This is a genomic window from uncultured Sphingomonas sp. (assembly GCF_913778135.1).
Taxonomy (GTDB): domain Bacteria; phylum Pseudomonadota; class Alphaproteobacteria; order Sphingomonadales; family Sphingomonadaceae; genus Sphingomonas.
In genome coordinates, this window is sequence record NZ_CAJYVU010000093.1 from 25010 (window position 1) to 51652 (window position 26643).

The 26643-nt window shown below is 67.5% G+C and carries 28 protein-coding genes; 12 read left to right on the forward strand and 16 right to left on the reverse strand.

Annotation, left to right across the window (positions count from 1 at the left end; all coding sequences use genetic code 11):
- The first annotated feature begins 8 nt into the window (after positions 1-8).
- Genes QZ847_RS08625 through QZ847_RS08635 form a run of 3 tightly spaced genes read left to right on the forward strand, consistent with a single transcriptional unit; the run spans position 9 to position 1425 of the window.
- Complete coding sequence (locus QZ847_RS08625; protein ID WP_294355501.1) at positions 9-290, forward strand: hypothetical protein; 282 nt, start codon at positions 9-11, stop codon at positions 288-290.
- Positions 290-478, forward strand: coding sequence for a hypothetical protein (locus QZ847_RS08630; RefSeq protein ID WP_294355504.1), 189 nt, complete (start codon positions 290-292; stop codon positions 476-478). Before QZ847_RS08625 ends, QZ847_RS08630 begins: the two co-directional genes overlap by 1 nt.
- Positions 475-1425 (forward strand): aldo/keto reductase, encoded by a 951-nt coding sequence (locus QZ847_RS08635; protein WP_294355507.1) that lies wholly within the window; start codon positions 475-477, stop codon positions 1423-1425. The genes QZ847_RS08630 and QZ847_RS08635 overlap by 4 nt, the downstream gene beginning before the upstream one ends.
- A gap of 16 nt (positions 1426-1441) precedes the next feature.
- Here the strand turns inward: QZ847_RS08635 and QZ847_RS08640 are convergent, their stop codons facing one another.
- Positions 1442-3382 carry a CocE/NonD family hydrolase gene (locus QZ847_RS08640; protein WP_294355509.1) on the reverse strand — a complete coding sequence of 647 codons (1941 nt, stop codon included), beginning with the start codon at positions 3380-3382 and terminating at the stop codon, positions 1442-1444.
- A gap of 100 nt (positions 3383-3482) precedes the next feature.
- Here QZ847_RS08640 and QZ847_RS08645 point away from each other — a divergent pair, with 100 nt between their 5' ends.
- Both QZ847_RS08645 and QZ847_RS08650 read left to right on the forward strand, forming a co-directional pair.
- The gene (locus QZ847_RS08645; RefSeq protein ID WP_294355583.1) at positions 3483-4433 is read left to right on the forward strand and encodes a cation diffusion facilitator family transporter; all 951 of its coding nucleotides are present in this window, start codon (positions 3483-3485) and stop codon (positions 4431-4433) included.
- The gene (locus QZ847_RS08650; protein ID WP_294355516.1) at positions 4430-5071 is read left to right on the forward strand and encodes a hypothetical protein; all 642 of its coding nucleotides are present in this window, start codon (positions 4430-4432) and stop codon (positions 5069-5071) included. The genes QZ847_RS08645 and QZ847_RS08650 overlap by 4 nt, the downstream gene beginning before the upstream one ends.
- Positions 5072-5081: 10 nt before the next feature.
- Here QZ847_RS08650 and QZ847_RS08655 read toward each other — a convergent pair whose 3' ends face one another.
- Together QZ847_RS08655 and QZ847_RS08660 are read right to left on the reverse strand one after the other, a co-directional pair.
- Positions 5082-5741 (reverse strand): DUF4893 domain-containing protein, encoded by a 660-nt coding sequence (locus tag QZ847_RS08655; protein WP_294355519.1) that lies wholly within the window; start codon positions 5739-5741, stop codon positions 5082-5084.
- The gene (locus tag QZ847_RS08660) at positions 5738-6523 is read right to left on the reverse strand and encodes a 3-hydroxybutyrate dehydrogenase (protein ID WP_294355522.1); all 786 of its coding nucleotides are present in this window, start codon (positions 6521-6523) and stop codon (positions 5738-5740) included. Before QZ847_RS08660 ends, QZ847_RS08655 begins: the two co-directional genes overlap by 4 nt.
- Before the next feature lie 108 nt (positions 6524-6631).
- On the opposite strand from QZ847_RS08660, the gene QZ847_RS08665 reads away from it, so the two are divergent.
- A complete protein-coding gene (locus tag QZ847_RS08665; protein ID WP_294355524.1) occupies positions 6632-7540 on the forward strand; it encodes a neutral zinc metallopeptidase in 909 nt (302 codons plus the stop codon).
- Positions 7541-7597: 57 nt separating this feature from the next.
- Here QZ847_RS08665 and QZ847_RS08670 read toward each other — a convergent pair whose 3' ends face one another.
- On the reverse strand, positions 7598-8422 hold the full coding sequence (locus QZ847_RS08670; protein ID WP_294355527.1) for a class I mannose-6-phosphate isomerase: 825 nt from the start codon (positions 8420-8422) through the stop codon (positions 7598-7600).
- Between the two features lie 151 nt (positions 8423-8573).
- Between QZ847_RS08670 and bamD the strand changes: the two genes are divergently transcribed.
- On the forward strand, positions 8574-9569 hold the full coding sequence (bamD, locus tag QZ847_RS08675) for an outer membrane protein assembly factor BamD (protein ID WP_294355530.1): 996 nt from the start codon (positions 8574-8576) through the stop codon (positions 9567-9569).
- 77 nt (positions 9570-9646) lie between these two features.
- The gene (gene recN, locus QZ847_RS08680) at positions 9647-11302 is read left to right on the forward strand and encodes a DNA repair protein RecN (protein ID WP_294355533.1); all 1656 of its coding nucleotides are present in this window, start codon (positions 9647-9649) and stop codon (positions 11300-11302) included.
- Between the two features lie 19 nt (positions 11303-11321).
- Here recN and gpmA read toward each other — a convergent pair whose 3' ends face one another.
- Positions 11322-12008 (reverse strand): 2,3-diphosphoglycerate-dependent phosphoglycerate mutase, encoded by a 687-nt coding sequence (gpmA, locus tag QZ847_RS08685; protein ID WP_294355536.1) that lies wholly within the window; start codon positions 12006-12008, stop codon positions 11322-11324.
- Between the two features lie 85 nt (positions 12009-12093).
- The gene (locus QZ847_RS08690; RefSeq protein WP_294355540.1) at positions 12094-12549 is read right to left on the reverse strand and encodes a GNAT family N-acetyltransferase; all 456 of its coding nucleotides are present in this window, start codon (positions 12547-12549) and stop codon (positions 12094-12096) included.
- 74 nt (positions 12550-12623) lie between these two features.
- Here QZ847_RS08690 and QZ847_RS08695 point away from each other — a divergent pair, with 74 nt between their 5' ends.
- The gene (locus QZ847_RS08695) at positions 12624-13346 is read left to right on the forward strand and encodes a dienelactone hydrolase family protein (protein ID WP_294355542.1); all 723 of its coding nucleotides are present in this window, start codon (positions 12624-12626) and stop codon (positions 13344-13346) included.
- Between the two features lie 38 nt (positions 13347-13384).
- On the opposite strand, the gene QZ847_RS08700 is transcribed toward QZ847_RS08695, so the two are convergent.
- Positions 13385-13810 (reverse strand): BLUF domain-containing protein, encoded by a 426-nt coding sequence (locus QZ847_RS08700; protein WP_294355545.1) that lies wholly within the window; start codon positions 13808-13810, stop codon positions 13385-13387.
- 40 nt (positions 13811-13850) lie between these two features.
- Positions 13851-14132 (reverse strand): chorismate mutase, encoded by a 282-nt coding sequence (locus QZ847_RS08705; RefSeq protein WP_294190669.1) that lies wholly within the window; start codon positions 14130-14132, stop codon positions 13851-13853.
- A 100-nt stretch (positions 14133-14232) separates the two neighbouring features.
- Between QZ847_RS08705 and QZ847_RS08710 the strand changes: the two genes are divergently transcribed.
- Complete coding sequence (locus QZ847_RS08710; RefSeq protein WP_294355547.1) at positions 14233-15243, forward strand: polyprenyl synthetase family protein; 1011 nt, start codon at positions 14233-14235, stop codon at positions 15241-15243.
- A 13-nt stretch (positions 15244-15256) separates the two neighbouring features.
- Here the strand turns inward: QZ847_RS08710 and QZ847_RS08715 are convergent, their stop codons facing one another.
- Together QZ847_RS08715 and QZ847_RS08720 are read right to left on the reverse strand one after the other, a co-directional pair.
- Positions 15257-16219 (reverse strand): cation diffusion facilitator family transporter, encoded by a 963-nt coding sequence (locus QZ847_RS08715; RefSeq protein ID WP_294355554.1) that lies wholly within the window; start codon positions 16217-16219, stop codon positions 15257-15259.
- Between the two features lie 54 nt (positions 16220-16273).
- Positions 16274-17593: a HAMP domain-containing sensor histidine kinase gene (locus tag QZ847_RS08720; protein WP_294355585.1), complete on the reverse strand. Its 1320-nt coding sequence runs from the start codon at positions 17591-17593 to the stop codon at positions 16274-16276.
- A gap of 104 nt (positions 17594-17697) precedes the next feature.
- Between QZ847_RS08720 and QZ847_RS08725 the strand changes: the two genes are divergently transcribed.
- Entirely contained in the window at positions 17698-17943 is a 246-nt protein-coding gene (locus QZ847_RS08725) for a hypothetical protein (protein ID WP_294355557.1), read from the forward strand.
- Positions 17944-17958: 15 nt separating this feature from the next.
- Here QZ847_RS08725 and QZ847_RS08730 read toward each other — a convergent pair whose 3' ends face one another.
- Together QZ847_RS08730 and QZ847_RS08735 are read right to left on the reverse strand one after the other, a co-directional pair.
- Positions 17959-18624, reverse strand: coding sequence for a response regulator transcription factor (locus tag QZ847_RS08730; RefSeq protein WP_093003085.1), 666 nt, complete (start codon positions 18622-18624; stop codon positions 17959-17961).
- 61 nt (positions 18625-18685) lie between these two features.
- A complete protein-coding gene (locus QZ847_RS08735; RefSeq protein ID WP_365344720.1) occupies positions 18686-18976 on the reverse strand; it encodes a hypothetical protein in 291 nt (96 codons plus the stop codon).
- Between the two features lie 105 nt (positions 18977-19081).
- Between QZ847_RS08735 and QZ847_RS08740 the strand changes: the two genes are divergently transcribed.
- Complete coding sequence (locus tag QZ847_RS08740) at positions 19082-20863, forward strand: ATP-binding cassette domain-containing protein (protein WP_294355559.1); 1782 nt, start codon at positions 19082-19084, stop codon at positions 20861-20863.
- On the opposite strand, the gene QZ847_RS08745 is transcribed toward QZ847_RS08740, so the two are convergent.
- The 4 genes from QZ847_RS08745 to prsK all read right to left on the reverse strand — a co-directional run.
- Positions 20860-21669 carry an ATP-binding protein gene (locus QZ847_RS08745; RefSeq protein ID WP_294355563.1) on the reverse strand — a complete coding sequence of 270 codons (810 nt, stop codon included), beginning with the start codon at positions 21667-21669 and terminating at the stop codon, positions 20860-20862. The genes QZ847_RS08740 and QZ847_RS08745 overlap by 4 nt on opposite strands.
- Before the next feature lie 53 nt (positions 21670-21722).
- Complete coding sequence (locus QZ847_RS08750; protein WP_294355566.1) at positions 21723-23846, reverse strand: tetratricopeptide repeat protein; 2124 nt, start codon at positions 23844-23846, stop codon at positions 21723-21725.
- Positions 23839-25191: a PEP-CTERM-box response regulator transcription factor gene (gene prsR / locus QZ847_RS08755; RefSeq protein ID WP_294355571.1), complete on the reverse strand. Its 1353-nt coding sequence runs from the start codon at positions 25189-25191 to the stop codon at positions 23839-23841. The genes QZ847_RS08750 and prsR overlap by 8 nt, the downstream gene beginning before the upstream one ends.
- The coding region (prsK, locus tag QZ847_RS08760) for an XrtA/PEP-CTERM system histidine kinase PrsK (protein ID WP_294355573.1) at positions 25188-26643 on the reverse strand (1456 nt) is incomplete at its 5' end. The genes prsR and prsK, both read right to left, overlap by 4 nt.

Genomic DNA, 26643 nt, shown 5'->3' on the forward strand with positions numbered 1-26643 from the left:
GAAATATCATGAAGCTTGTCATCGCGGTCGCTGCCGCCGCGCTCTCGCTCGCCGCGTGCAGCCAAAAGGCGCAGAACGAGAGCGCGGAAGCCGCCAACGCCGTTGCCGCCGACACCAGCGCGACGATTGCCAACGCGGTGAACGACGTTCAGGCGGCGAGCGACGCCGCGCTCGATCGCGCCGCGAACTCGATGGATCGTGCCGGCAACGCCGCCGCAAATACCGCCGACGCCGCGACCGATGCGACCGGCGAGGCACTGACCGACACCGGCAACGCGATGCGGCGCTGATGCGGCGATCACTGGTGGCGGCGGGGCTGCTGGGTCTGGCCGCCTGCTCCTCGCCCGATCAGCCGGGTCAGCTGACCCGAGATCAGGACGCCCGCCTGAACAGTGCGGCGGAAATGCTCGACGCGAACAGCGTGGCGTTCGACGACGCCTCCGACAACGTGACCGAGACCATGGAGAATCAGCAATGATCGACCGTCGCCGGCTTGGCGCATCCGACCTGAAGATCGCGCCGCTGGTGCTCGGCGGCAACGTGTTTGGCTGGACCGCCGATCGCGACGCCAGTTTCGCGGTACTCGACGCCTTCGTCGACGGCGGCGGCACGATGATCGACACCGCCGATGTTTATTCCGCCTGGGTACCCGGCCATCAAGGCGGCGAGTCGGAGACGACCATCGGCGAATGGCTGCGTACCAGCGGCAAGCGCGATCAGGTGCAGATCGCCACAAAGGTCGGTATGCTGCCGGGCGACGGCGGCGAGAAGCTCTCACCCGCGCGGATCGCGGCAGCGTGCGAGGACTCGTTGAAGCGGCTCGGCACCGATTACGTCGACCTCTACTTCGCGCATCGCGACGACGAGGACACCCCACAGGACGCCGTTGCTGAGGCGTTCGCCAGGCTGGTCGAGGCGGGCAAGGTCCGCGTGCTCGGCGCCTCCAACTTCCACGCTGCGCGATTGAAGTCGGCGATCGAGGGCGCGCGCGCCGCCGGTTTGCCGCATTATCAGGTGCTCCAGCCCGAATATAACCTCGTCAGCCGCACCAAGTTCGAGGGCGAGTTGCAGGATTACTGCGTCGAGTTCAACGTCGGCGTCGTCCCTTATTATGGGCTCGCGTCGGGGTTCCTCACCGGCAAGTATCGCTCCGCCGACGACCTAAAGAAAAGCGTCCGCGGCGGGCGCATGACCGAGCTCTTGGAGGGCAAGGGTCAGGCGATGCTGGCGGCGATGGACGGCGTGGCGGAGGAGACCGGCGCAACCCACGCGCAGATCGCGCTTGCCTGGCTGATCGCACAACCCGGCGTCTCCGCCCCAATTGCAAGCGCCACCCGAGTCGAGCAGGTGCACGATCTGCTGCCCGCCATGGAACTGCGGCTCAGCGACGATCAGCTTGCCCGGCTGACCGACGCGGGCGTGTGAGGCGATAAGGAGGCGGTTATCGCGCCGCCGTCACCTGCGCCGCGGCCGCATCGTCGACGATCGGCAGCAGGACCGAACTTGCCTGCGCGCCGCCCCAGCTCACGCGCTGCGTCGCCGCTTTGTAGTCGCCGGGCTTCGCGTTGAAGATGTTGGGCACGAACGTCTGCGGATTGCGATCGTAGAGCGGGAACAGGCTCGACTGCACCTGCACCATGATCCGATGCCCGGGCAGAAACACGTGATCGACGTTAGGCAGCGCAAAGCGATAGTTCTCGATTTTACCCGGCGTCAGCTTCGCCGGTGTCGCGCGCCCGTGGACGTAGCGCCCGCGGTAGATCTCGATCCCGAGCGGCAACTGGTACCCGGTCATCGCCGGCTTCGATCCCTGGCTCGCGGGCTCGGGCAGCGTGTCGGGATAGACGTCGATCACCTTGACCACCCAGTCGCTGTCGCTGCCGCTGGTGGCGGCGAACAGGTTGACCTGCGGTGCGCCCATGATGTGGACCGGCTTGTCGAGTGCCCCTGTTTGCCAGCTGACCACGTCGGGACGCCCGCTGACGAAGCGCTGGTCGCGCACCAGCCACGTCTTCCACTGGTCGCCGTCACCGATGTCGATCGGGCGTGGCAGGAACGGCACCGGGCTGGCGGGATCGGAAACGTAGCTGGTGCTGCCTGCGGCCGCCGGCTTGTCGAACGACGCCGCGCCGTTCGCGCCAAGGTATAGCGGCGTCGCCGTCCCCATCGGCCACTTCGGCGACACCTCCCACCGGTTGACACCCGTGGCATAGGTCAGCACTGGCGGGATCGTCGCCGGCGTGCCGCGCAGGTAATGGTCGAAGAACGGCTTCATGTAGCGCTGGCGGAATTGCAGCGCCGTGTCGCCATTAAAGGTCAGCGCACCTAGCTCGTAGCCGTAATGGTTGACGCCCGAGTGCCGCCACGGCCCGATCACCAGCGACACCATGTTGTTGCCGGTGTCCTTGGGCTCCAGCGCGTCGTAGACCGCAGGCGCACCGTAGCTGTCCTCCTGATCCCACTGTCCGACCACCAGCATCGTCGGCACGGTCAGCGGACGCGCCGCCATCCATTTGTCGACCGCCTGCATTGACCAGAAATCGGTGTAGGCCGGGTTCTCCATCACCTTGCGGACGGTGGGATAGTTCTCGATCCCCCATTTGCGCGCGTAATCGCCGATCGAGCCCGCGTTCAGGTAGGTGGTGTAATCGTCCCCTGCCCCGCGCGCGATCTTCGCGCCCGTGTCGCCGTGGCCGGTGCTCATCTCGACCGCGTAGTCGAGCGTGCCGACGCGGAACGCACCGTTGTGGAAATCGTCGTCGCCGATCCAGGTGTCGACCATCGGGCTCTGCGGCATCGCGGCCTTCAACGCCGGGTGCGGGTTGATCTCCGCCATCAGCGTGGTGAACCCCAGATAGCTGCTGCCGATCACGCCGACCTTGCCGTTACCCTCCGGCACGTTCTTCACCAGCCAGTCGATCGTGTCGTACGCGTCGGTCGATTCGTCGATGCCGGTCGGATTGAGCGGCCCCGACAGCGGGCGCGTCATCACGAAGATGCCCTCGGAGTGATGCATCCCGCGGATGTCCTGATAGACGCGGACGTAACCGTCATCGACGAACTCCGCATCCATCACCGGCAGGATGTCGACCAGCTTCTGACTTGCGGTCCGCGCGGTCGATCCCGCCGCGTCATAGGGCGTGCGCGACAGGAGGATCGGGCCGTTCCGCGTCCCCTTCTTCATCAGGATGACGGTGTACAGCTTCGTTCCGTCGCGCATCGGTACCATGACCACGCGCTTGATGTAATCCGCCTCCGGCCGCACCTGATCGTAGGACGCGACCACGTCGGGAGTCATCGGCGTCACCCGTTCCTGCGCGTGGGCGAGCGCGATCGGGGCGACAGAGAGCGCGAGCGCGGCGAGCGGGAGGCGAAGCGTCATGGTGCAGGCGTATCGCGTCGCCCCGGCCCCCGCAACGCGGCGATGAACGACTTGGCGACACATTTGTTTACGTGGACACACTAATCCGGGAACCACGACGCTGTCCGACCTTACCGCGCGCATTCGCGACAACATCGTCCTTTTCGGCGCGCTCGCTGCCAACCTCGGCATCGCGGTGGCGAAGTTCGTCGCGGCCGGCATCACCGGCTCGTCCTCGATGCTGACGGAGGGCGTCCACTCGGTCGTCGACAGCGGCAACCAGGTGCTGCTGCTCTACGGGCAGAAACGCGCAAAGCGTGCGCCGGACGCGGCGCACCCGTTCGGCTACGGGCGCGAACTGTACTTCTGGGCCTTTGTGGTCGCGATCCTGATCTTCGCGGTTGGCGCGGGCGTGTCGGTGTACGAGGGCTATCTCCATATTATCGAGCCGGAGGAGCTGACCGATCCGACAATCAACTATATAGTCATAGCCATATCGCTTGCGCTTGAAGGATCGTCGTGGTGGATCGCGCGGCGCGAGTTCAAGGAAGCCAAGGGCGATCTCGGCTGGTGGGAAGCGATCCACCAGTCGAAGGACCCGCCGGGATTCATCGTTCTGTTCGAGGATTCGGCCGCACTCGCCGGATTGCTGATCGCCGCGATCGGGGTCTTTGCCAGCCACGCACTCGGCGATCCGCGGATCGACGGCTACGCCTCGATCGCGATCGGCGGCGTGCTCGGCATCGTCGCGGTGCTGCTGGCGCGCGAGGCCAAGGGCCTGCTGATCGGCGAGCGCGCCGACCCACGCGTGATCGCCCGCGTGCGTGAGACGGTCTCGACGTATCCCGCAATCACCGCGGTGAATCACGTCCGCACGATCCACACCGCGCCCGACAGCATCTTCGTTGCGATCAGCGCCGATTTCGACGACAATCTGACGATGGGCGAGGGCGAGACGATGATCGAGGAGATCGAGCAGGCGCTGAAGAAAGCCGAGCCGCGGCTTTCGTCTATCTACATCCGGCCCGAAAAGGCGAGCGATGCGGTGAGCGACGGAGCACACGGCAAGTGAGCATGATGCAACGGCTGCTCGGCACATTCTCGGCGCTGCTGCTGCTCGTCACCGCGCTGCCTGCGCAGGCCGCGGTGATGATCACGTTCTGGAACCGTGACTTCGGCAACTATTTTCCGCACGCCTTCTTCACGCTGCGCGGCACGCCCGATCGCGGCGGCCCGGCGGTGGACGGCAGCTACGGCTTCACCGCGCAGTCGGTCAGCCCGGCATTGCTGTTCGGCAACGTCAAGGGCCGCGTCGAAACGCCCAAGCTCACCTACATGGAGGGCAGCCACGCACGCTTTGCCGTCACGCTGACCGACGCGCAATATGACGCGATCCTTCGCCTGATCGCCGGCTGGAGCGAGAAGACCGGCGACAGCACCTACAATCTGGGCAAGCGTAACTGCGTGCATTTCGTGCGCGAGGCACTACGCACGAGCGGGCTCGAGGGGCTCGACCATCCCAAGCTCATGAAGAAGCCCACCAGCTTTCTGTCCGCGGTGGAGAGCGCCAATGCCGGGCACGTCATCGTCATCGACAAGATCGGCAAGGAGTATCTCGCCTCCCTGCCGCCGATCAACGGCGTCCGGCCGATCGACGCGCCGGTATCGGATCCCGGCACGATGAAGGGCAAGAAGCCCGAAGCAAATTAACGAGATCGATTCAGGCTGGCACCAACTCGAGCACATCCATTATCGACTCGAAGGCGGGGTAAGGCTGCGCCAACCGCCAGCGCTGCGGACCGATCCGCTCGACCCAGCCGGCAACATCGCGCGTCGCATCGCGGCCATAGCGCATCGCGCTGCGTTCATCGCCGAGCGCAACCGTGCCGAGGAACACGGCGCGCGATGTGTCCGAGGGATAGATCGTACCGCTGATGCGCTGCGATCCGGTCAGCTTGATCAGCGACACGCCGTCTCCACCCGATGCGACACGGCAGCGGAAAAACGGATAGGCGACATAGTCGAGTGCGCCTGCCGCCTTCGCGCCGAGCTTGACCGTGCGACAGCGATAATCGCCGGCGGGCGGTACCGGATCGGTCAGCGCCGCGTCATAGGCATACAGCGCGGGGTCGGCTTCGATCTTCGCGCTTGCCCCGCCAGCACGCGCCTTCTTCAATGCAGCGATCCACGCGGTCCGCCATTCGCGCAATCGCTGGCGGTCGGCGACGGTCGCAACGGCGCGCCAGTCGCGCGTGTCAGTGGTGGGTTCTGCCGCTGCCTGCTCGCCGACCGAGCGGACCGACGTACTGCCATCCTTGCCGCCGCATCCTCCGAGCGCCATCAGCACGAAACCCGCGCAGGCGAGGCGCGCAACCGTCATGCCGCGGTCCAGCCACCGTCGGCAGACAGATTGGCGCCGGTGATCGCCTTTGCTTCCTCGCGGCACAGGAACAGCGCGAAGGCGGCGACCTGTTCGGGCGTAACGAACTCCTTGGTCGGCTGCGCGGCGAGCAGCACATCGTTCATCACCTGCTCGCGCGTCATCCCGCGCGCCTTCATCGTGTCGGGTATTTGGCTCTCAACGAGCGGCGTCCAGACATAACCCGGCGAGATACAATTGGCGGTAATACCGTGCGTCGCATTCTCCAGCGCGACCGCCTTGGTCAGCCCAGCAACGCCGTGCTTGGCCGCTACATAAGCCGCCTTGTTGGGGCTCGCGACGAGGCTGTGTGCGCTCGCCGTCGTGATGATCCGACCCCAGCCGCGCTCGCGCATCAGCGGCACCGCCGCGCGCATCGCGTGGAACGCGCTCGACAGGTTGATCGCCAGGATCGCATCCCATTTGTCGACCGGGAACTCGTGGACGGGCGCGACATGCTGGATGCCGGCATTGTTGACCAGAATGTCGGGTCCGCCCAGTTCCGCGTGACAGCGCGCCACCATCGCCGCGATCTCATCGGGCTTGGTCATGTCGGCGGCGTCGTGGAGCACGCTAACGCCGCTCGATGTCTCCAGCTCGGCGCGTGTCGCCTCGATCGCCTCTGCCTCGCCCAACCCGTTCAGCATGACGCTGGCACCCTCGGCGGCGAGCGCACGCGCGATGGCTAGACCGATGCCCGACGTCGATCCCGTGACGATCGCACTCTTACCTTGCAGGAACATCGGCTCACTCTCCTCCCCGTCTGCATCGGGCAGACGCGCGCCGCTTGCAACCCGAAGCGCGCCGCCGGGTTCATGCCGCAACAGAAACGATTGGCAGGGAGTGGGTCGATGCGGCTCGACGATTACGACAATGACATCGATGTCGGCGATGCCACCTCGCGCGGCGGCTTCGGCGGTGGCGGCGGCGGAGGGCTGCTGTTCGGGCTGCTGCCGCTGATCGGCAGTCGCTTCGGCTGCGGCGGGATCGTGGTTGTATTGATCCTGTTCGCGGTGTTCGGCGGAGGGCTGGGCGGACTTGGCGGGCTGCTCGGCGGCGGCGGCAGCGCACCATCGAGCCAGGTCGGCCAGCAATCGGACGGCGGCAGCGTGCAGCAAATTTGCGACGCTAGCCCCGAACGACGCTCGACCTGCAATGCCTTCAGCAACGTCGAAAATACGTGGGAAAAGATTTTCGCAGCTTCCGGTGAACGCTTCCGCGCTCCCGGCCTGCGCTTCTTTACCGCACAGGGACAGTCGGGCTGCGGTGCGGCGCAGAGCGCGACGGGTCCGTTCTATTGCCCGACCGACAGCGACATCTACCTCGACACCGGCTTCTTCAACGAACTGACCAACCGCTTCAAGGCGCCCGGCGACTTCGCGCAATATTACGTCGTGGCGCATGAATTCGGCCACCATATCCAGAACCTGCTCGGCACGTCGGACAAGGTCCAGCAGATCCAGCGCAGCAGCGGCGAGGTCGAGGGCAATGCCGCCTCGGTGCGGCTCGAACTGCAGGCCGATTGCTACGCCGGCGTGTGGGCGGCGAAGAACCGCGACCGGCTCGAGCCCGGCGACGTGGAAGAAGGCATGCGCGCCGCACAGGCGATCGGCGACGACACGTTGCAGCGCGAGGCGCAGGGACGCGTTGTGCCGGACAGCTTCACCCACGGCACTTCGGCGCAGCGCCAGTTCTGGCTCCGCAAGGGCATGGAGAGCGGCGATCCCGCCGCATGCGACACCTTCTCTGGCGCGATCTGATAAACGTAGGGGCGAGGTGCACCGGCACCCCGCCACTTCACTCAGCATGTCGTCAGGTCAGAGCCGACGATCACCGACATAGGCGAACAGCAGGTCGGCATCGTTCGACGCATGTAGCTTCTCCGCGCCGGTGACGGTCACGCACTCGCCCGCCTTCCACGCCACGCCCGCGACGACGCCCTCGCCCTTGATCGGCACCAGCCAGCCCGTCTTGCCCTCAGGCAGATCGACCTGACGGTCGCCGCCGGTCCAGCGCTCCAGCACGAATTTCGGCCCTTCCACCAGGATCGTCCGCCCGGGCTCGACCTCGCCCGGTGCGCTCGGCGGCGTCCACGGCGTGAGTTCGGCGACCGCCACGCCATCGTCGAGGTGCAGCTCGCGCGGGCGGCCGTAATCGTACAGGCGATAGGTCGTGTCCGAATTCTGCTGCACCTCGATCAGCGTCAGCCCCGCGCCGATCGCGTGAATAACGCCCGAGTGCGAGTAGAAGAAGTCGCCCTTCTTCACCTTCTTCCAGTCGAGCTTGTGCTCGATCGAGCCGTCGAGCGCACTTTCGCGCAGCTCGTCCGCCGTCATCGGCGCGAGCGGCCCGATCGCGATCGTCGAATCAGGTTCGGCATCCAGGATCGTCCAGCACTCGTCCTTGCCGCGCGGCAGCCCGCGCTTCTGCGCTTCCTCGTCGGACGGGTGGTCCTGCACCGACAGCTTCTCGCTGGTGAACAGGTATTTGATCAGCAGTTCCGATTCTTCCGGATGCGGCGACTGGAACCACACCTCGCCGATCGGCTCCGCATCGGGCGCGGGATCGGGAAAGCCGGGGTAAAGCGTGTGCCGGCCCCACGGCTTTTCGACGCGCTTGGTGGCAAGCAGGGTGGCGGGCATGGGAACTCCTGATGATGAACGACAGTCTGTCGCAACGCGCGCGATAACAGGTCCGTTGCGCGGAGCCAGCAACAAAGCTGTCGCACCTGCGGCCCGGGTGTGTGCGAAAGCCGTTGTTCGCACGCGCTCGCTTGCGCTAAGGCCACCACCGATGCGTAACCTTCCTGTCCGCGGCCTTTCGGTCGCGCTCATCGCCGCGCTAGCGCTTCCCATCGCCGGCTGTGCGCGCAACCGCGCCGGCAGGGACCTGCCCTATGTCGCGCGCGATGTCGGCACCTTGTACACGTCGGCCAAGACCCGGCTCGATCAGGGGCGCTACAAGGAAGCCGCCGCGCTGTTCGACGAGGTCGAGCGTCAGCATCCCTATTCGGTCTGGGCGCGCCGCGCGCAGTTGATGGGCGCGTTCAGCTATTATCTCGCGCGCGACTACACCAACGCGATCCAGGGCGCGCAGCGTTTCCTGTCGGTTCACCCCGGCAACCGCGATGCGCCTTACGCTTATTACCTCGTCGCGATGAGCTATTACGAGCAGATCAGCGACGTGACGCGCGATCAGAAGATCACGACGCAGGCGCAGGACTCGCTCGGTGAACTCGTCCGTCGCTATCCCAACACGCGCTACGCCGCCGATGCGCGGTTGAAGCTCGACCTCGTGCGCGATCACCTCGCGGGCAAGGAGATGGAGGTCGGCCGCTTCTACGAACGTCGCCGCCAGTGGCTCGCCGCGACGCTGCGGTTCCGCAAGGTGATCGACGAATATCAAACCACGACGCACGCGCCCGAGGCGCTGATGCGGTTGACCGAAACCTACCTTGCCTTGGGCGTCCGAAACGAGGCGGAAAAGGCCGCGGCAGTGCTCGGCGCCAACTATCCGGGATCGGACTGGTACCAGCGCGCGTACAAGCTGATGCGCGACTATCCGTCGACGCCGATCGCACCGCTGGCGCCGGGTGCGCAGGTCGTGCCGCCGGGTACCCGCACCACCACAGTCGCGGGCGAAGCAACCACCAGCGTACCCGCCAAGGCCGATGCGCCCAATGCAGTGACGCCCGCGACCACCGGCGGCGATCCGGTCGGCACGCTGCCGCCCGACACCACCTCGCCCGCGAACACGCCCAATCCGACGTCGAGCACGCCGACGCCGTAATCGCGCGGACGGTGGGCCAGCGTGGAACAAAAGGGGGTAACGTCGCGCCCGATCTGCGCTAAAGGCGTTGGTGATTCATGCTGACTGCGCTTTCCATTCGCGACGTGGTGTTGATCGAGGCGCTGGACCTCGAATTCGGCGAAGGCCTCGGCGTGCTGACCGGTGAGACCGGCGCGGGCAAGTCGATCCTGCTCGACTCGCTCGGCCTCGCACTCGGCCGACGCGGCGACAGCGGGCTGGTGCGTCACGGCGCAACGCAGGCGAGCGTCACCGCGACCTTCGATCGACCCGCGGGTGTCGACGCGGTGCTCGAGGAGAACGGCATCGACGCCGAGCCGGGCGAGCCGCTGATCGTGCGCCGCATCGTCAGGGCGGACGGCGGCAGCCGCGCGTTCGTCAACAACCAGCCCGCCTCTGCCGCGCTGCTGCGCGAAATCGGGCAGATGCTGGTCGAGATCCACGGCCAGCACGACGACCGTGGCATGCTCGCACCCGCTGGGCACCGCGCGCTGCTCGACGCCTTCGCGCGGGCCGATGTAGCCAAGGTGTCCACGGCGCATGCCGCCTGGCGTAACGCGACGTCAGCGCTGGAGGATGCGCAAGCCGAGATCGCGACCGCGCAGCGGGATCGCGAATGGCTGGAACACGCGGTCGCCGAACTCGACAAGCTCGCACCCGAGCCGGGCGAGGAGGAAGCACTGGCCGAACGCCGCCGCGGCATGCAGCGCGCGGAAAAGATCGCAGACGACCTGAACGACGTGACCGGACACGTCGATGGTCGCGATGGTGCAATGACGCAACTGCGCCAGGCCGCACGCGTGCTCGAGCGGATCGCGGAGGATCATCCCGCGCTTGCCGAGGCACTCGCCGCGATCGACCGTGCGGTGATCGAGGGGGCAGTGGCGGAGGAAAAGCTGCGCGACGCCGCCGCCGCGCTGATGCACGACCCGCGGCAACTGGAGGAGGACGAGGCGCGTCTGTTTGAGCTTCGCGCAATGGCGCGCAAGCACCGGGTTCAGCCCGATGACCTCGCCGCCCTCGCCGACCGCCAGCGCGCACAGCTCGAGCGATTGAACGCCGGCGAGGAAGGTCTGGCCGGGCTGGAAGCGCGCGTCGACAAGGCGCGCGCCGCTTATGTCGCCGCGGCAGACGCACTGACGAAGCAGCGCACCGCCGCCGCCAAGCGGCTAGACGCGGCGGTGGCGGGTGAGCTCGCGCCGTTGAAGCTCGACGCCGCACGCTTCCGCACGATCGTCGCGCCCTTGAGCGAAGGTGAATGGTCGCCTGCCGGGCGCGACCGTGTCGAGTTCGAGATTTCGACCAACCCGGGCGCCCCCTTCGCCCCGCTCGCCAAGATCGCGAGCGGCGGCGAGCTGTCGCGCTTCATCCTGGCACTCAAGGTCGCGCTCGCGCAGCAGGGCGGTGCCGCGACGATGATCTTCGACGAAATCGATCGCGGGGTCGGCGGCGCGGTGGCGAGCGCGATCGGCGACCGGCTCGCGCGGCTGGCGACGCGCGCGCAATTGCTGGTCGTCACCCACTCGCCGCAGGTGGCGGCGCGCGGCGCCGCGCATCTGCTGATCGCCAAGAGCAACGACGGCAAGGTCACGCGCACCGGCGTCCGCCCGCTCTCCCCTGACGAGCGGCGCGAGGAGATCGCGCGCATGCTGTCAGGCGCGACCGTCACCGACGAGGCGCGCGCACAGGCGGAACGATTGCTCGAACCCGCCTGAGCGACGCACCCGCCGTCGCTTACCGCTCGCTCAGGTAATAGCGGTCGGTCGCGTTCAGGTTCGCGTCCAGCTCGTAGACGATCGGCTGACCGGTCGGGATCTCCAGTCCGGTGATCTCGTCGTCGGGAATGTTGCTCAGGTGCTTGACCAGCGCGCGCAGCGAATTGCCGTGGGCGGAGATCAGCACCCGCTGCCCGTCCTTCAGCGCGGGTGCGATCCGCTCGTCCCAATACGGCAGCACGCGCGCGATCGTGTCCTTCAGGCTCTCGGTCGCGGGCACGTCAATCCCGGCGTAGCGACGATCGCCCGACAGGTCGTATTCGCTCCCCGCCTCCATCGGCGGCGGCGGCACGTCGAAGCTGCGACGCCAGATATGGACCTGCTCGTCGCCGTGGCGCGCCGCGGTCCCCGCCTTGTCGAGCCCGGTCAGCCCGCCATAATGGCGCTCGTTCAACCGCCAGTGCTTTTCGACCGGCAGCCACAAACGCCCCATCGCTTCGAGCGCGAGGTTCAGCGTCTTGATCGCGCGGGTCTGCAGCGAGGTGAAGGTCTGGTCAAAGTCGAGACCCTTCGCCGCCATCAACTCGCCCGCCGCGCGCGCCTCGGCCGCGCCCTTCTCCGTCACGTCGACGTCCCACCAGCCGGTGAAACGGTTCTCCAGGTTCCACGACGACTGGCCGTGACGGATAAGGACGAGCGTGGGCATGGTTGAACCTTCCTGCGTGGCCGCGCGGCGGCGGCGATCACCGCTCCGCTACGGGAAAGCGGGCCCGCCGGGCAAGCCGCGACGCTTACAGCGTCAGGCGGAAGAAGCAGTTGTGCGGGCTGGGCTGATAATCGGCGAAGGCGTCGCACGGCACGAACCCGGCGCGCGTGTAGAGCCTGATCGCGGCATCGTAGGCGGGCGTGGTCCCGGTCTCCAGGTACAGCGTGCCTAGCCCTTGCTCCCGCGCCTCGGCCATGATCGCGCGGAGGATCGCGTGGCCGGCGCCGCGTCCCCTCGCCTCGGGCGTGCTGCGCATCGACTTGACCTCGCCCGCCGCGTCGTCGAGCCGCTTCAACGCCCCCATGCCGGCGAGCGTCGCGTCCTCCCACGCGGTGAAGAACGTCACTTCGGGCGCGGACAGCGCCGCACCGTCTAGCGCAAAGGAAAAGCCGGGCGGCGTGCCCGCACGCTGCTCGGCGACGTGCGCGGCGAGCAACGGCGCCACCGCGGGGTTGGTCGGTGTATCGCGTCGAACCTGCACTTGCGCGCTCCGCTGCCGGCGTGTTTGTACCGGTCTAACGCGCCGCGGCAGGCGGACAAGCAGGGAGAAGGTAGATGGCGGTCGAGCGCAGGGCATTGATCCACGACGGTCCGGGCGGGCGGTTCGAGGGCGTGTTCGCATGGGACGATGCACAATCCGGCGCGCGGCCAGCGGTGCTGGTGATCCCGAACATCCTGGGTCAGAAGGAAGAGGATAACGTCAAGGCGGAGGAACTCGCCGCGCTGGGCTACGCCGCCTTCGCGTGCGATGTGTACGGCCAGGGCAAGCGGACGCAGCGCGGGCCGGATGCGTCACGCTACATGGACGAGATGAACGCCGATCGGGCGCTGCTACGCGATCGGCTCGCCGCCAGTCTCGCCGCGCTCAAGGCACAGCCGGAGGTGGACGCCACAAGGACCGCGGCGATCGGCTTCTGTTTCGGCGGCAAGTGCGTGCTCGACATGGCGCGTAGCGGGTTGGACGTGCTCGGCGGTGTCAGCTTCCACGGGGTCTACGATCGCCCGGACTACGACACCGTGTCACTAATCGCGGCCAAGCTGTTGATCTGCCACGGCTGGGACGACCCGCTCGGCAAGCCAGAGACGGTAGTATTGCTGGGACAGGAACTCACCGACAGCGGAGCCGATTGGCAGATCCACGCTTACGGCCATGCCGGTCACGCCTTCACCGATCGCAGCATGAAGGGCTCGACGGTCCCGGGCGTTGCCTACGAGGAGCGTGCCGACCGCCGAAGCTGGCACGCGATGGAATTTTTTCTCGGAGAGTTATTCGCGTAGGCATGCCGCCCGGCGGCCGGCTCGCCGCGGCCTTGCCCTTACGTCGACGTAGCGACCGTGCGCAGGACGTCCTCGAACTCCGCGCGAATGTCTTCGGGGGCATTGCGCAACAACACCTGCAATCGCTCGCGGACCGCCTCCGTCTGTTGATCGTCCGACATGCTCGCCATTGTCCAGCCGCTGAAGATACGACGCGTGTCGAGCTCGTCGTGAAGCGTCTTGACCTCGGCGTGGCGCGAGTCGGCGCTGATCCGTCCGAACACGTGCGTGATCGCCTCCGGCGTCCCCTCCAGCACCTGCAGGAAACGCCGTCCGTCCGACAGTAGCACGCCGGAGATGCCGTTCAGACCGTTGTTCGCGCGCGACTGTCGCAGAATTTCGATCTGCGTGTCGTCGTCGGTTCGCCCAGTCGCCACGCTTGAATAAACGATGCGTCGAAAGCGCGCATCCTGTTGCTCGGTCATCTGCCGCTACTAGCTAATCCATGTTACGAAGTCGAGACGATCATGATGTCGCCGCGGCGCGGTGATGCCGGATCACCTCGTCGATGATGAAGCGCAGAAATTTTTCCGAAAATTCAGGGTCCAGTTCGGCATCGAGCGCGAGCTGCCGCAACCGCGCGATCTGCTGTTCTTCTCGCCCCGGATCGGCTGCCGGCAGCCCGCTCGTCGCCTTGTGGCGCCCGACGGCCTGGGTCACCTTGAACCGTTCGGCGAGCAGGCAGACGAGTGCCGCGTCGATGTTGTCGATGCTCTTGCGATAACCTTTCAACACGTCGTCGGTCATGCGGTCCTCCCGCGTTTGGCTGTCGCGCAAGGAGAACGCCGCTGCAAGGTTCGATCGCTGCTTGCCTTGCCCCGTCGACCGCTCGTACACGCGCGGGGAGATGAGTGCATCGATCCACCGGCTCTCGGGCCGCACCCCTTCGCTCGATCCGATGATCGATCTGGTCACCGCCGATATGAACGCGGTCAACGCCGTGATCCTCGACCGGATGCAGTCGCAGATACCGCTGATCCCGAAGCTTGCCGGGCACCTGATCGCGGGCGGCGGCAAGCGGATGCGCCCGATGCTGACGCTCGCGAGCGCGAAGCTGATCGGCTATACCGGTACGCGCCATCACCGTCTGGCCGCCGCGGTCGAGTTCATTCACACGGCGACGCTGCTGCACGACGACGTCGTCGACGGCTCCGACCTGCGCCGGGGCAAGCGCACCGCCAACATCATCTGGGGCAATCCGGCGAGCGTGCTGGTCGGCGATTTCCTGTTCAGCCGCAGCTTCGAGCTGATGGTCGAGGCCGACAGCCTCAAGTCGCTCAAGATCCTCAGCCACGCTTCGGCGGTGATCGCCGAGGGCGAGGTCAATCAGCTGACGGCGGTGCGCCGCGTCGATTTGGGTGAAGACCGCTACCTCGACATCATCGGCGCGAAGACCGCGGCGCTGTTCGCCGCCGCATGCCGCATCTCCGCCGTGGTGGCCGAGCGCCCCGACTCGGAGGAGGAAGCGCTCGACGCCTACGGCCGCTATCTCGGCATCGCCTTCCAGCTCGTCGACGACGCGATCGATTATACCTCGGACGCGGGCACGATGGGCAAAGACGCCGGCGACGATTTCCGCGAGGGCAAGGTCACCCTACCCGTCATCCTCGCCTATGCGCGCGGTTCGGCGCAGGATCGCACCTTCTGGAAGGATGCGATCGAGGGACGCCGGTCGAGCGACGCCGATTTCGCGCAGGCGATCGAGCTGGTCCGCACCACCCGCGCGGTCGACGACACGCTGGCGCGCGCGCGTCATTATGGCCAGCGCGCAATCGATGCGCTCGGACCGTTCGCCAACGGCGTGGCCAAGGACGCGATGGTCGAGGCGGTCGAGTTCGCGGTGGCGCGCGCCTACTGACCGGGTCGGCGGGTCAGACCCGCCGCTCGTCCGCCAGTTCGCAAGCGTGGGCGCCCGTCTCCACCTGGATCGTCGCGTGGCCGATGCCGAAGCGGTGGTGCAGCATGTCCTGTATCTCGTGCAGGAACGCGTCGCCCGGGTGGCCCGCCGGCACGCACAGATGCGCGGTCAGCCCGGGTTCGGTCGTCGACATCGGCCAGATATGCAGGTCGTGCACCTCGCTGACGCCGGGCAGATCGGCGAGCGCGGTACGCACGCCGTCATAGTCGATCCCGCGCGGCACCGCGGCGAGTGACATCTCCACCGTTTCGCGCAGCAACCCCCACGTCTGCCAGAAGATCAGGCCGGCAATGACCAGGCTGACGAGCGGGTCGATCCACGCCGCCCCCGTCGCCCAGATGACCACGCCCGCGACGACGACGCCCGCCGACACCAACGCGTCGGATAGCATGTGCAGGAATGCGCCGCGGATATTGACGTCGCCCTTGCGCCCGCGCGCGAACAGCCAGGCAGTGATCGCATTAACCGCGATACCGCCGGCCGCGACCGCCGCGACCGACAGGCCGGGCACGCGCGGCGCGGCCGAGAACCGCTCCACCGCCTCGGTTGCGATGGCGCCGAGCGCGACCAGCAGCAGCAGCGCATTAGCGAGCGCGGCGAGGATGGTCGACCCCTTCAACCCGTAGGTGAAGCGTTTTGACGGCGGCGTCCGCGCAAGCGCCGCACCGCCCCAAGCGATCGCCAAGCCCAGCACGTCGGACAGATTATGCCCGGCATCCGCCAGCAGCGCGACAGAGCCATAGATCAACCCCGCCCCCGCCTCGACGATCAGATAGGCGAGATTGAGCCCGATTCCGATCGCGAACGCGCGATCCCACCGCTCCGGCGGCGCGGCATGGGCGTGACCATGTCCATGACTGTGCCCGTGGCCATGCGCGTGCCCATGCGAGTGACCGTGGTGATGCCCGTGACCCATGCCGCGCGCGTTAGCGTAGCAGGAACAGGTGATACTAGGACAAGAGCGGCCCTTTTACGCCTCGATCGACGAGGCCGCGGGCAGACGCAGCCGGACGAGCAGCCCGCCCAAGTCTTCGCTCTCTTCCAGGCTGACCGTGCCGTCGTAAATTTCGGCCACGTCGCGCACGATCGCGAGCCCGAGCCCGGTGCCGGGCTTGCCCGAGTCGAGCCGCACGCCGCGATCGAAGATGCGCGCGCGGTCCGCCTCGGGTATCCCCATGCCGTCGTCCTCGACCTGTATTTCGACGAAGCCGGAGTGCGCGCCGACGGTCACGAACACGCTGCCGCCGCCGTATTTGGCAGCATTCTCGACCAGATTGCCCATGATTTCGTCCAGGTCCTGCCGCTCTATATGGGCGACCAGATCCCTCGGCCCGTCCATGTCGACGCGGACGTGCGGGTAGAGGCGACGCACCGCGCGCTCGACCGACTCGACGCTCGGCCACACGTCGGCGCGACTGTGCGCGGAGCCGCGCCGCCCGACCGCACGCGCGCGCGCCAGGTGATGGTCGACCTGCCGCCGCATCGTCCGCGCCTCTCGGATTACCGTGTCGGACAGATCGTCCGAGTTCGCCGTTGCCGCGTTTATGATGACCGTCAGCGGGGTCTTGAGTGCGTGCGCAAGGTTGCCGGCGTGGCGTCGCGCTTCCTCCGCCTGCCGCTCGTTGTGCTCGACCAGCGCGTTCAGCTCGTCGATCATCGGCAGCACCTCGATCGGCATGTTGCCCTCGACCCGGTTCGCCTTGCCCGCGCGCATCCGCGCGATGGCGAGCCGCACGCGCCGGAGCGGCAGCAGGCCGTAGAAGGTCTGCAACGCCGCCAGCGCGACCAGCCCAATCCCGAGCAGCAGAAAACTGCGGATCAGCGTGCGGCGCAGGATGGTGATCTGCGCGTCGAGCGCCTCGCGGCTGGAGGCGACCTGGAAACGCCAGCGCACCGGCGATCCGGGCAGCTTCACGTCCTGCTCGACGACGCGCAGCTTCTCGTCCTTGAACTGCTTGCTGTCGTAGCTGTGGACGCTGCGATCGTTGTGCGGTGCGCCATAGGCGAGCTGGCGATCCCACAGCGAGCGCGACGGCCAGGTCTCGTGCCCCGGCGCCGACACCTGCCAGTAGAGACCGGAATAAGGCTCGAGAAATCGCTGGTCCGCCGGCTCGCGGTTGAACGTCACCTCGCCCGCAGTGTCGATCTCGGCCGAGACGAGCAACGAGCGCAGCACGTAGCCGAGCTGATCGTCGGCGTTTCGCGTCACCGCCGCGACCAGCACGCGGTCGAGCGCGAAGCCGCCGCCCGCGAGCAGGATCGAGATCCACGCCGCCGCGATCAGGATCATGCGCCGCGACAGCGATCCGCGAACCCGCAGCGGCGGCTTCACGCGGCCGCGCTCCGGAACCAAGCCGGTGCCGACCGGTTCAGCGCCGCATCGGAGGAATAATCATGCGAAAGGGTAGAAACGTACCCGCGATGATCGTCGCCGTGCTGGGCGGCGTGTTCGTGTCGATGCTCGCAGGGCTGCTGCTCGCCTCCTACGCGGTGGCGGGGGTTAGCCCGTCCTACCTTCCCGAACCCGCACTTCACCCGACGCGGATCGCGCAGGAGAGCGCAAGCCTCTCGGAGCCGACTACGATCCAGCGCATCACCGCCGACGTGGATGCCGCGCAGATCAGCCGGCACGGACTGTAGACCCGCGATCATCGGTCAGGCGTCCGGATCCTCCAGGCTGTAGCCCAACCCGCGGATGGTCGTGATCACGTCCTGACCCAGCTTCTTGCGAATACGCGTCACGAACACCTCGATCGTGTTCGAATCGCGATCGAAATCCTGATCGTAGATATGCTCGATCAACTCGGTGCGGCTGACCACCTTGCCCTTGTGATGGAGCAGGTAGCTCAGCAGTTTATATTCCTGCGCGGTCAACTTGACCGGCTCACCCGCGCGCGTGACTTTGCCCGAGCGCGTATCGAGCCGGACGTCGCCCGCGGTCAGTTCGGACGATGCATTACCCGACGCCCGCCGGATCAGTGCGCGCAGGCGGGCGATCAGTTCCTCGGTCTGGAACGGCTTGGCGACGTAATCGTCTGCGCCCGCGTCCAACCCGGCAACCTTGTCCGACCAGCTGTCACGCGCGGTCAGCACCAGCACTGGCGTCACCTTGCCCTCCTTGCGCCAGCGGTCGAGCACGGTGAGCCCGTCGATCTCCGGCAGGCCCAGATCGAGCACGATCGCGTCGTAGCTCTCGGTCGAGCCGAGGAAATGCCCCTCTTCGCCATCGGTCGCGAGATCAATCGCGTAGCCCGCACCCTCCAGCGTCGATTTCAGCTGCTGCCCGAGGTTGGGCTCGTCCTCGACGATCAGAACACGCATCTATGTCTCCCTGCGGCACGTCTGCACCCGCCTTGCGGTGCGCATTCGGCAAGATCAATAATTAGCGGCCGGTCTGGCCCAGTACCTGCCCCGAGCGACCGTCCACGTCGACCCAGATCACTTCGCCATCGCGCAGGAACTTGAGCGTGTAGACGACCGACTGTGGATCGAGGTTGAAACCGATATATTGCGCGCCCTTCATCGTCGGGATGATCCGCCGCTCGATCTCCTTGATCGGCAGCAGCTTGCCCGACCGCGTCGCGCGCCACGCGAACGCGCGTTCGCTCTCCTGCTCCGCAGGTTCGGCCAGCGCGGGGGCAGCGGCGGTCAGCAGCAAAAGGATCGGCAACATCTTCACAGGTGGTCGCATAACGCCAATGGATTGAACACCCTGTGAATAACGCCGTCAGCCCTCGGTAACTTGCCCGCTGGCGGTCGGTTCCCTAGGTGCGCGGGCATGGCAGCACCGATCCTCGCGTATGAAGACCTCGGCCTCGTTCAGGGCGCGGGGTGGCTCTTCCGCCACCTCGACGTGTTCATCGGGCAGCGCGACCGGCTGGCGTTGATCGGGCGCAACGGCGCGGGCAAGTCGACGCTGCTCAAGCTGATCGCCGGTGCGATCGACAGCGACGAGGGACGCCGCACGATCGTGCCGGGCACCAACGTCGTCATGCTGGAGCAGGAACCGAACCTCGCCGGGTTCGAGACGCTCGCCGACTATGTCCTGTCGGGTGATCGCGCGCCGGAAGGCTATGAGGCGGAGGCGATCGCCGGGCAGCTCGGCATCGACCTGTCGCGCGCCTGTGCCTCGGCGTCGGGTGGCGAGCGTCGCCGCGCCGCGATCGTGCGCGCACTGGCGCTCGACCCCGACGTGCTGCTGCTCGACGAGCCAACCAACCACCTCGACCTCGGCGCGATCGAGTGGCTGGAGGACTGGCTCAATCGCTTCACCGGCGCGTTCGTCGTCATCAGCCACGATCGTACCTTCCTCACCCGCCTGACCAGGCAGACCCTGTGGCTCGAGCGCGGATCGCTGCGCCGCAACGAGGTCGGCTTCGGCGGGTTCGACGCCTGGACCGAGGCGGTCTACGCGGAAGAAGAACGCGCGGCGCAGAAGCTCGACGCGAAACTGAAGCTGGAGGAGCATTGGCTCCAGCGCGGCGTGACGGGCCGCCGCCGCCGCAACCAGGGCCGGCTCACCAAGCTGAAGGAGATGCGCGCCGAACGTGCCGCGATGGTCGGTCCGCAGGGCGCCGCCGCGCTCGCGGTCGGCAGCGACGACGTGAAGACCAAGGTGGTGATCGACGCCGAGCACGTCTCCAAGTCGTTCGGCGACCGCACGATCATCCGCGACCTTTCGCTGCGCGTCACCCGCGGCGACCGGATCGGGATCGTCGGCAGCAACGGCGCGGGCAAGTCGACGCTGTTGAAACTTCTGACCGGCGAGCTTCAACCCGACGCCGGCTTGGTCAAGCTCGCGAAAACGCTCGACGGCATTGTCATTGACCAGCAGCGCAGCCTGATGGCACCCGAGAAGAAGGTACGCGACGTACTCGCCGACGGGGGCGAGTGGATCGACGTGCTCGGCACGCGCAAGCACATCCACGGCTATCTCAAAGAATTCCTGTTCGACCCCAACATGGTCGACGCGCGGGTCGGCACGCTATCGGGCGGCGAGCGATCGCGGCTGCTGCTCGCACGCGAGTTCGCGCGGTCGTCGAACCTGCTGGTGATGGACGAGCCGACCAACGACCTCGACCTCGAAACGCTCGACCTGCTGCAGGAAGTGATCGCCGACTATGACGGCACCGTGCTGATCGTCAGCCACGATCGCGACTTTCTCGATCGCACGGTCACGGTGACGCTTGGGCTCGACGGCAGCGGCCACATCGATGTCGTCGCGGGCGGATACGAGGATTGGGTCGCCAAGCGTCGCCCCAGCAACGAGGCGAAGCGCGCGCCCGCGAAGATCGCGCTTGCACCCCCGCCGCCCCCTACGACGCGCGTCAAGCTCAGCTACAAGGACCAGCGCGACTACGAACTGCTGCCGCGCCGGATCGAGGAGATCGACAATCAGATCGCGGGCAAGGAGGATCTGCTCGCCGACGCCGGGCTCTACACGCGCGATCCCGCCGCGTTCGATCGCCTTACGCGCGAAATCGGCAGCTTGCGCGACGAGAAGGACACGGCCGAGCTGCGCTGGCTCGACCTCGCCGAACAGGTCGAGGCGCTGGGCTAGAGCGCCCGGCCCTCACGTCCGGCGAGGTCCACCACATATTGCCACGCGACCCGGCCCGACCGACTGCCGCGCCGCGTCGCCCATTGCACCGCATCGGCAGCATCGAACGGCAGCGCATAGGCGTCGGCATAGCCACGCACGATCGACAGATAGTGCTCCTGATCGACGACGTGGAAGCCGAGGCTTAAACCGAACCGGTCGGAGAGTGCGAGTTGATCGTCGGCGACATCGCGCGCGTTCACCGCCCGCTCCTGTTCGCCCATGTCACGCGGCAGCAGGTGCCGGCGGTTCGAGGTGACGAGCAGCCGCGCGTTGGCGGGCCGCGCTTCCGCCCCGCCCTCCAGCAACGAACGCAGCGACCGCGCATCCGCTGCCGCATCGAACCCCAGATCGTCGAGGAACAGCACGAACGCGCGCGGCACGCGGGCGATCGCGTCGAACAGCCGCGGCAGCGTGTCGAGGCGGTTGGCCGCGACCTCTACCAGCGCCAGCGCCCCGCCCGCGCCCTGCACCGCCGCGACGCTCGCCTTGACCAGCGCCGACTTCCCCGTACCGCGCGCGCCCCACAACAGCACGTCCTGCGCCGCATGCCCCGCCGCGAGCCGATCGAGGTTGGCGAGCAACGCGCCCTTCTGCGCATCGACGCCGTGGAGCATGGCGAGCGGCAAAGGCCGGAAATCGCGCGCGGCCACCAGCACGTCGTCACGCCAGACGTAGGCGGGATGCGCGAGCGGATCGGCGGCAGGAACAGGCGGCGGACTGAGCCGCTCCAGCGCGGCGGCGATGCGGGTCAGGGCGTCGTCCATGCGCGCGCTATACGGCGTTGCGTCCGGTCCTCAAGCGCGCGCGTCACGCCTCGTCAGTGCGAAAGCGCTGCCAGCAACCGCGTCGCAGCCATGCGTTCGCTGAAGCGCACATCCTTCAACGCCGCTGCGATCGCCTGCCGCGCCTCGGCCGTGTGCCCCGCGTCGGCGAGTGCCTGCGCGTAGTGCCAGCGAACATCGGCGCTGCCGGGTGCGAGCTTCAGCGCCTTGGTCAGCAGTTGCAGCGCACCGCGCGTATCGCTGGCGGCAAACAGCGCCGCGCCATAGGCATCGCTGGCGGCCGCGCTCATTGGTGATAACCGGTAGGCGGCACGCGCGTAAGGCAGCGCGCTCTGCGGGTCGCCCGCCTGCGTATAGGCACGCGCGAGCTGCGCCAGCACCAGCGCATCGCCGTTGCCGATCTGCCCACGCAATTGCTCCAGCGTCACGACCGCCGCCCGGTCGTCACCCGCCGCCAGTTGCACGTTCGCCAGCAAACGCCGCGCGATCACCGATGCCGGGTTCTGCGCCAGATACAATGCCAAAGCGTTGGCGGCACCCTCGCGATTGCCCGTCTGCAACCACGCCTCGATTAGACGCAACAGCACCGGTTCGTCGAAGCGCAGGTCTGCCGCACGCGCGTAGGCGGACGCGGCCGGCGCGAACCGGCCGCTCGCCGCCAACGTGTCGCCCAGCAGGAGCTGCGCCGGCGGTGCACCGGGTGAGGCGCGCGCGACCCGCTCGCTCTGGCCGATCGCCTCGGCGAACTGGCCGCGCTCGATCAGCCCGCGGATGTTGTCCACTGCCGCCGCGGGATCGCTCGGCGCGTCGGCGACCGCTTCGGCGAGCACGCCGGCGTCGTCGTCCTGCCCGAACGGCACTGCGCGGATCGCTACCGGGCGCGCTGCGCGATCGAGAAAGCGCGCCGCCCAGTCGCGCTCGCCGCGCGCCTCAAATACGCGCGCGACGAGCGTCAGCGTATAGCTGTCGGCATCGGGCCTGAGCGCAGTGGGCCGCAATGCGTCGAGCGCGGCCTTGGCATCGCCCGAGCGGAGCAGCGCCGCACCGAGCAGCCGGCGCGCGACCAGGTTCATCGGCTGCGCACCCATTAGCGCCTGCCACTTGACCGCCGCCTGCTGATACCGCGCATTGGCGTAATCGATCGCGCCCGACAGCAGCAGCCCGCCGGGCAGACCGTCCAGTCCGCCCGCACTCTGATCGAGCAGGTCACCCGCGAGCGACAGGTCGCCGGCACGCGCCGCGACCACTGCCATCAGGTACAGCGCCTGCGGATCACCCGGCCGCGCTGCGAGCGCGCGACGTGCCGAGGCGACGCTGTCGGCGTTTCGCCCCAGGTCGCCAAGTGTTCCCGCTTCCTCGATCAGCGCCGGGTGGAAGTAAGCGTCCCGCGTCAGCGCGGCCTCGAACCACGGCAAGGCGGCGTTCAACCCGTACTGGCTACGCACCAGCTGCCCGCGCAGCACCAGCGCGGCGAGGTTGTTCGGATCGAGCGACAGCGCACGCTGTGCGGCGACGCTCGCGCGTCCGACATCACCGATGTCGAGCCGGACGCGCCCCAGATCGAGCCAAGCGCCCGCGTCTTCGGGATAGCGTTTGGTCAGCTGCTCCAGCAGCGCGGCTCCCGCGGCGCGATCACCCTGATCGGCGAGCGCACGCGCCTTCGCGCGTTGCGCGAGCGCCGTGTCGGCGCCGGTCGCGCGATCCGCCTCCGCGATTGCTCCATCCTCGTCCCCCTGCAGCAACAGCGCGGCGGCGCGGAGCGCGTGCAACCGCGATGGCGGCGCGCCCGCACTCTGCGCTCGGTCGATCGCGCCTCCGGCCGCGACGCCGTCCTCCAGCAACAGGTAGCTTTGCGCGAGCGCGATCTGCGCCGCCGCGTTGCCCGGCTCGGCGCGGGTCGCGGAAACGAAGTGGTTACGCGCGGCGGAATAGTTCGCCCGCGCGAGCGCCGCCCGCCCGCGCGCGATCGACACGCGCGCATCGGGTACGTCGGCGCGTCGCGCGAGCATCGCGATGCCGGCGCCCAAGCCCAAAAGAACCAGCAATCCTAATACGAACCGCGCGTTGCGCCCTCGCGACCATGCCACGACACGGCGCAGCGGCGAGCGCCGCTGGCGACGCCCACGCAGCAGCGGATAGGTCGCCGGTCCTTCAAGCATGAAGGTCGTAGCTTTTGAGCAGGTCGTAGAGCGTCGGACGGCTGATGCCGAGGAGGCGCGCCGTGCCCGATATGTTGCCGTCCGCCTGCGCCAGCGCACGCGTGATCGCGCTGCGATCCGCACGCTCGCGCGCCGCGCGGAGGTTGATCGGCATCGCCTGCGCGGTGCCGGGCAGGTCGAGGTCGGCGGCCGTCACGTACTTGCCGTCGGCCATGATGATCGCGCGCTTGACGCGGTTTTCCAGCTCGCGGACGTTCCCCGGCCATCCCCAGCCATCGATCGCGGCGATGGCGTCGGGGCTCAGCCCCTGCACCGCCGGATTGAGCGTCTGCCGGTGCTGCTGGACAAAATGCCGCGCGAGCAGCGCCGCGTCCCCGCTCCGTTCCGCGAGCGTCGGGATGCGCACAACGATCTCCGACAGACGATAGTAGAGGTCTTCGCGGAAGCGCGTATCGGCGACCATCGCGTCGACATCCTGGTGGGTCGCGGAAACGATCCGCACGTCAACGGGGATAGCGCGCCGCCCGCCGATCCGCTCGATCACCCGCTCCTGCAGGAAACGCAGCAGCTTGACCTGCAACGCGAGCGGCACGTCGCCGATCTCGTCGAGGAACAGCGTGCCGCCGTCCGCGGCCTCGATCTTGCCCGCAGTGGTCTTGCCGGCGCCGGTGAAGGCGCCCTTCTCATAGCCGAACAGCTCGCTTTCGAGCAGCGTTTCGGGAATCGCGGCGCAGTTGATCGCGACGAACGGCCGTGCCCGGCGCGGTCCTGCATCGTGCAGGCCGCGCGCGAGCAGTTCCTTGCCCGTCCCGCTTGCGCCGAGCAGCATGACCGACACGTCGGCGGGCGCGACGCGCTCGATCGTCCGGATAACACGCTGCATCTCGGGCGACGCGGTGACAAGGCCGCCAAGACCCGGCCCAGCATCGGTGCGTGCCGCCAGCCGGCGGTTCTCCGCCTCCAGCGCATGGACGTGGAACGCCCGCGCCACGATCAAGCCCAGCGTGTCGATATCGATCGGCTTGCTGTAGAAATCCCATGCACCGCCTGCGATCGCAGCCAGCGCTGCCTCGCGCGCACTGTTGCCCGAGGCGACGATGACCTTGGTATCGGGCTTGAGCGCGAGGATTTCGGCCAGTGCGCGCAATCCTTCCGACGCGCCGTCTGGGTCGGGTGGCAATCCGAGATCGAGCGTCACCACCTGAGGCTCGGACGCACGCACCGCATCGATCGCGCTCACACGGTCGCTCGCGACGACGACGTCGTAGCCGTCATATGCCCAGCGCAGCTGACGTTGCAGCCCGGGATCGTCCTCGACGACCAGCAGCGTCTTCAACTCGCTCATGCTGCCTGCTCCCATACCGATGCAAGCGGCGCGCTAGTCGGCGCAGTAGCCGTCGAGGCGAGCGGAAGTGAGACACGGAAACGGCTCCCCTCGCCCTCTCGCGTGACCACGTCGACGTGCCCCCCCATCTGCTCCGCCATTTGCCGCGCCTCGTACGCCCCCAGTCCGAAACCGCCGGCCTTGTTCGACACGAAGGGCCGGAACAGCGACTCGCGCACGAACGCCATCGACATGCCGCAGCCGTGATCGGTCACGGTGATCGCGGCTGAATTTTCGTCGTGATCGACGTGCAGGTGCACCGCCTCCACCGCCGCACTCGCCTCGATTGCATTCTGCACCAGATGGTCGAGCAAGGTGCGCAGGGCACGCGGGTCGGCGCGGGCGAACACGGGCACTCCTGTCACCTCGATCGCGTGCTGCGCGGCACGCATGGCGGCGATGTCACGCGCAATGGCGAGCAGGTCGACAACCTCCGACGTGTCGCCCGCAGGCGCCTGGTGCTGCGACAATCGGGCGAGCAGTGCGGTCATCCGCTGCGACGTGTCGGTCAGCGTCGCGATCATGTCGGCGCGAAACGCGGGATTGTCGGCGTGTCGTTCCGCATTGCGCGCAACCAGCGCGGTCTGGCTGACAAGGTTCTTCAGATCATGCATGATGAAGGCGAGACGACGGTGGAACTCGTCGAAGCGTTTCGCATCGGCGAGCGCATCGTGCGCGCGTTCCTCCGCCAGAAAGCTCGCCGCCTGCTGCCCCGCCGCGCCGAGCAGGTCGAAATCCTCCCAGTCAAGCGCGCGTGGGACGAGCGGATGCGCGAGCACGACCGCACCGATCAGCGTGGTCCCGCGCAGCAGCGGCACCACTGCCCAGGCATCGTCGCGCGCGATCAACCACGATGGGATCGCGGCGATCTCGTCCTCCGGCGCCTCTCCCTGCCGGCAGCTATCCAGGTCGATGATCCGGGCGGTCGCTGCCAGATACGTGATCAACGCTTGGGCACCCGCGCATGGCGCCTCTTCCCAGCGCCAGGCCGAACCCGTCACCATCTCGTCACCCTCGGCATAGAGCAGCAGGCCCGCGGGCGACCCGGTCAGGTTCGCGATTGCCTCGACGACCCGTTCCGGCAACGACGGTACGTCCGCGCCCGATACACCCAGCGTGTCGGTAAAGCGCATCCACTCCGCACGGTAATCGTAGCGGTGACTGAACAGGTGCTTGGCGATCATCACCTTTGACCAGGCGCGCAGCCACGGTGTCGCGACAAAGGTGAACAATGCAGTGCCCGTGCCGACGACGAACGCGGCCTGGAACACTCGCGCATGCGTTCCCGCAACCTCGCCCAGCAGGCCGGTTACCGCAATTGCGACGGCAACGTAGGTCATTCCGCCTATGACCACAATCATCTGCGCCGCCGCCGCTCTCGACACGCTGAGCGTACGATCGGTGGGGCGCTGG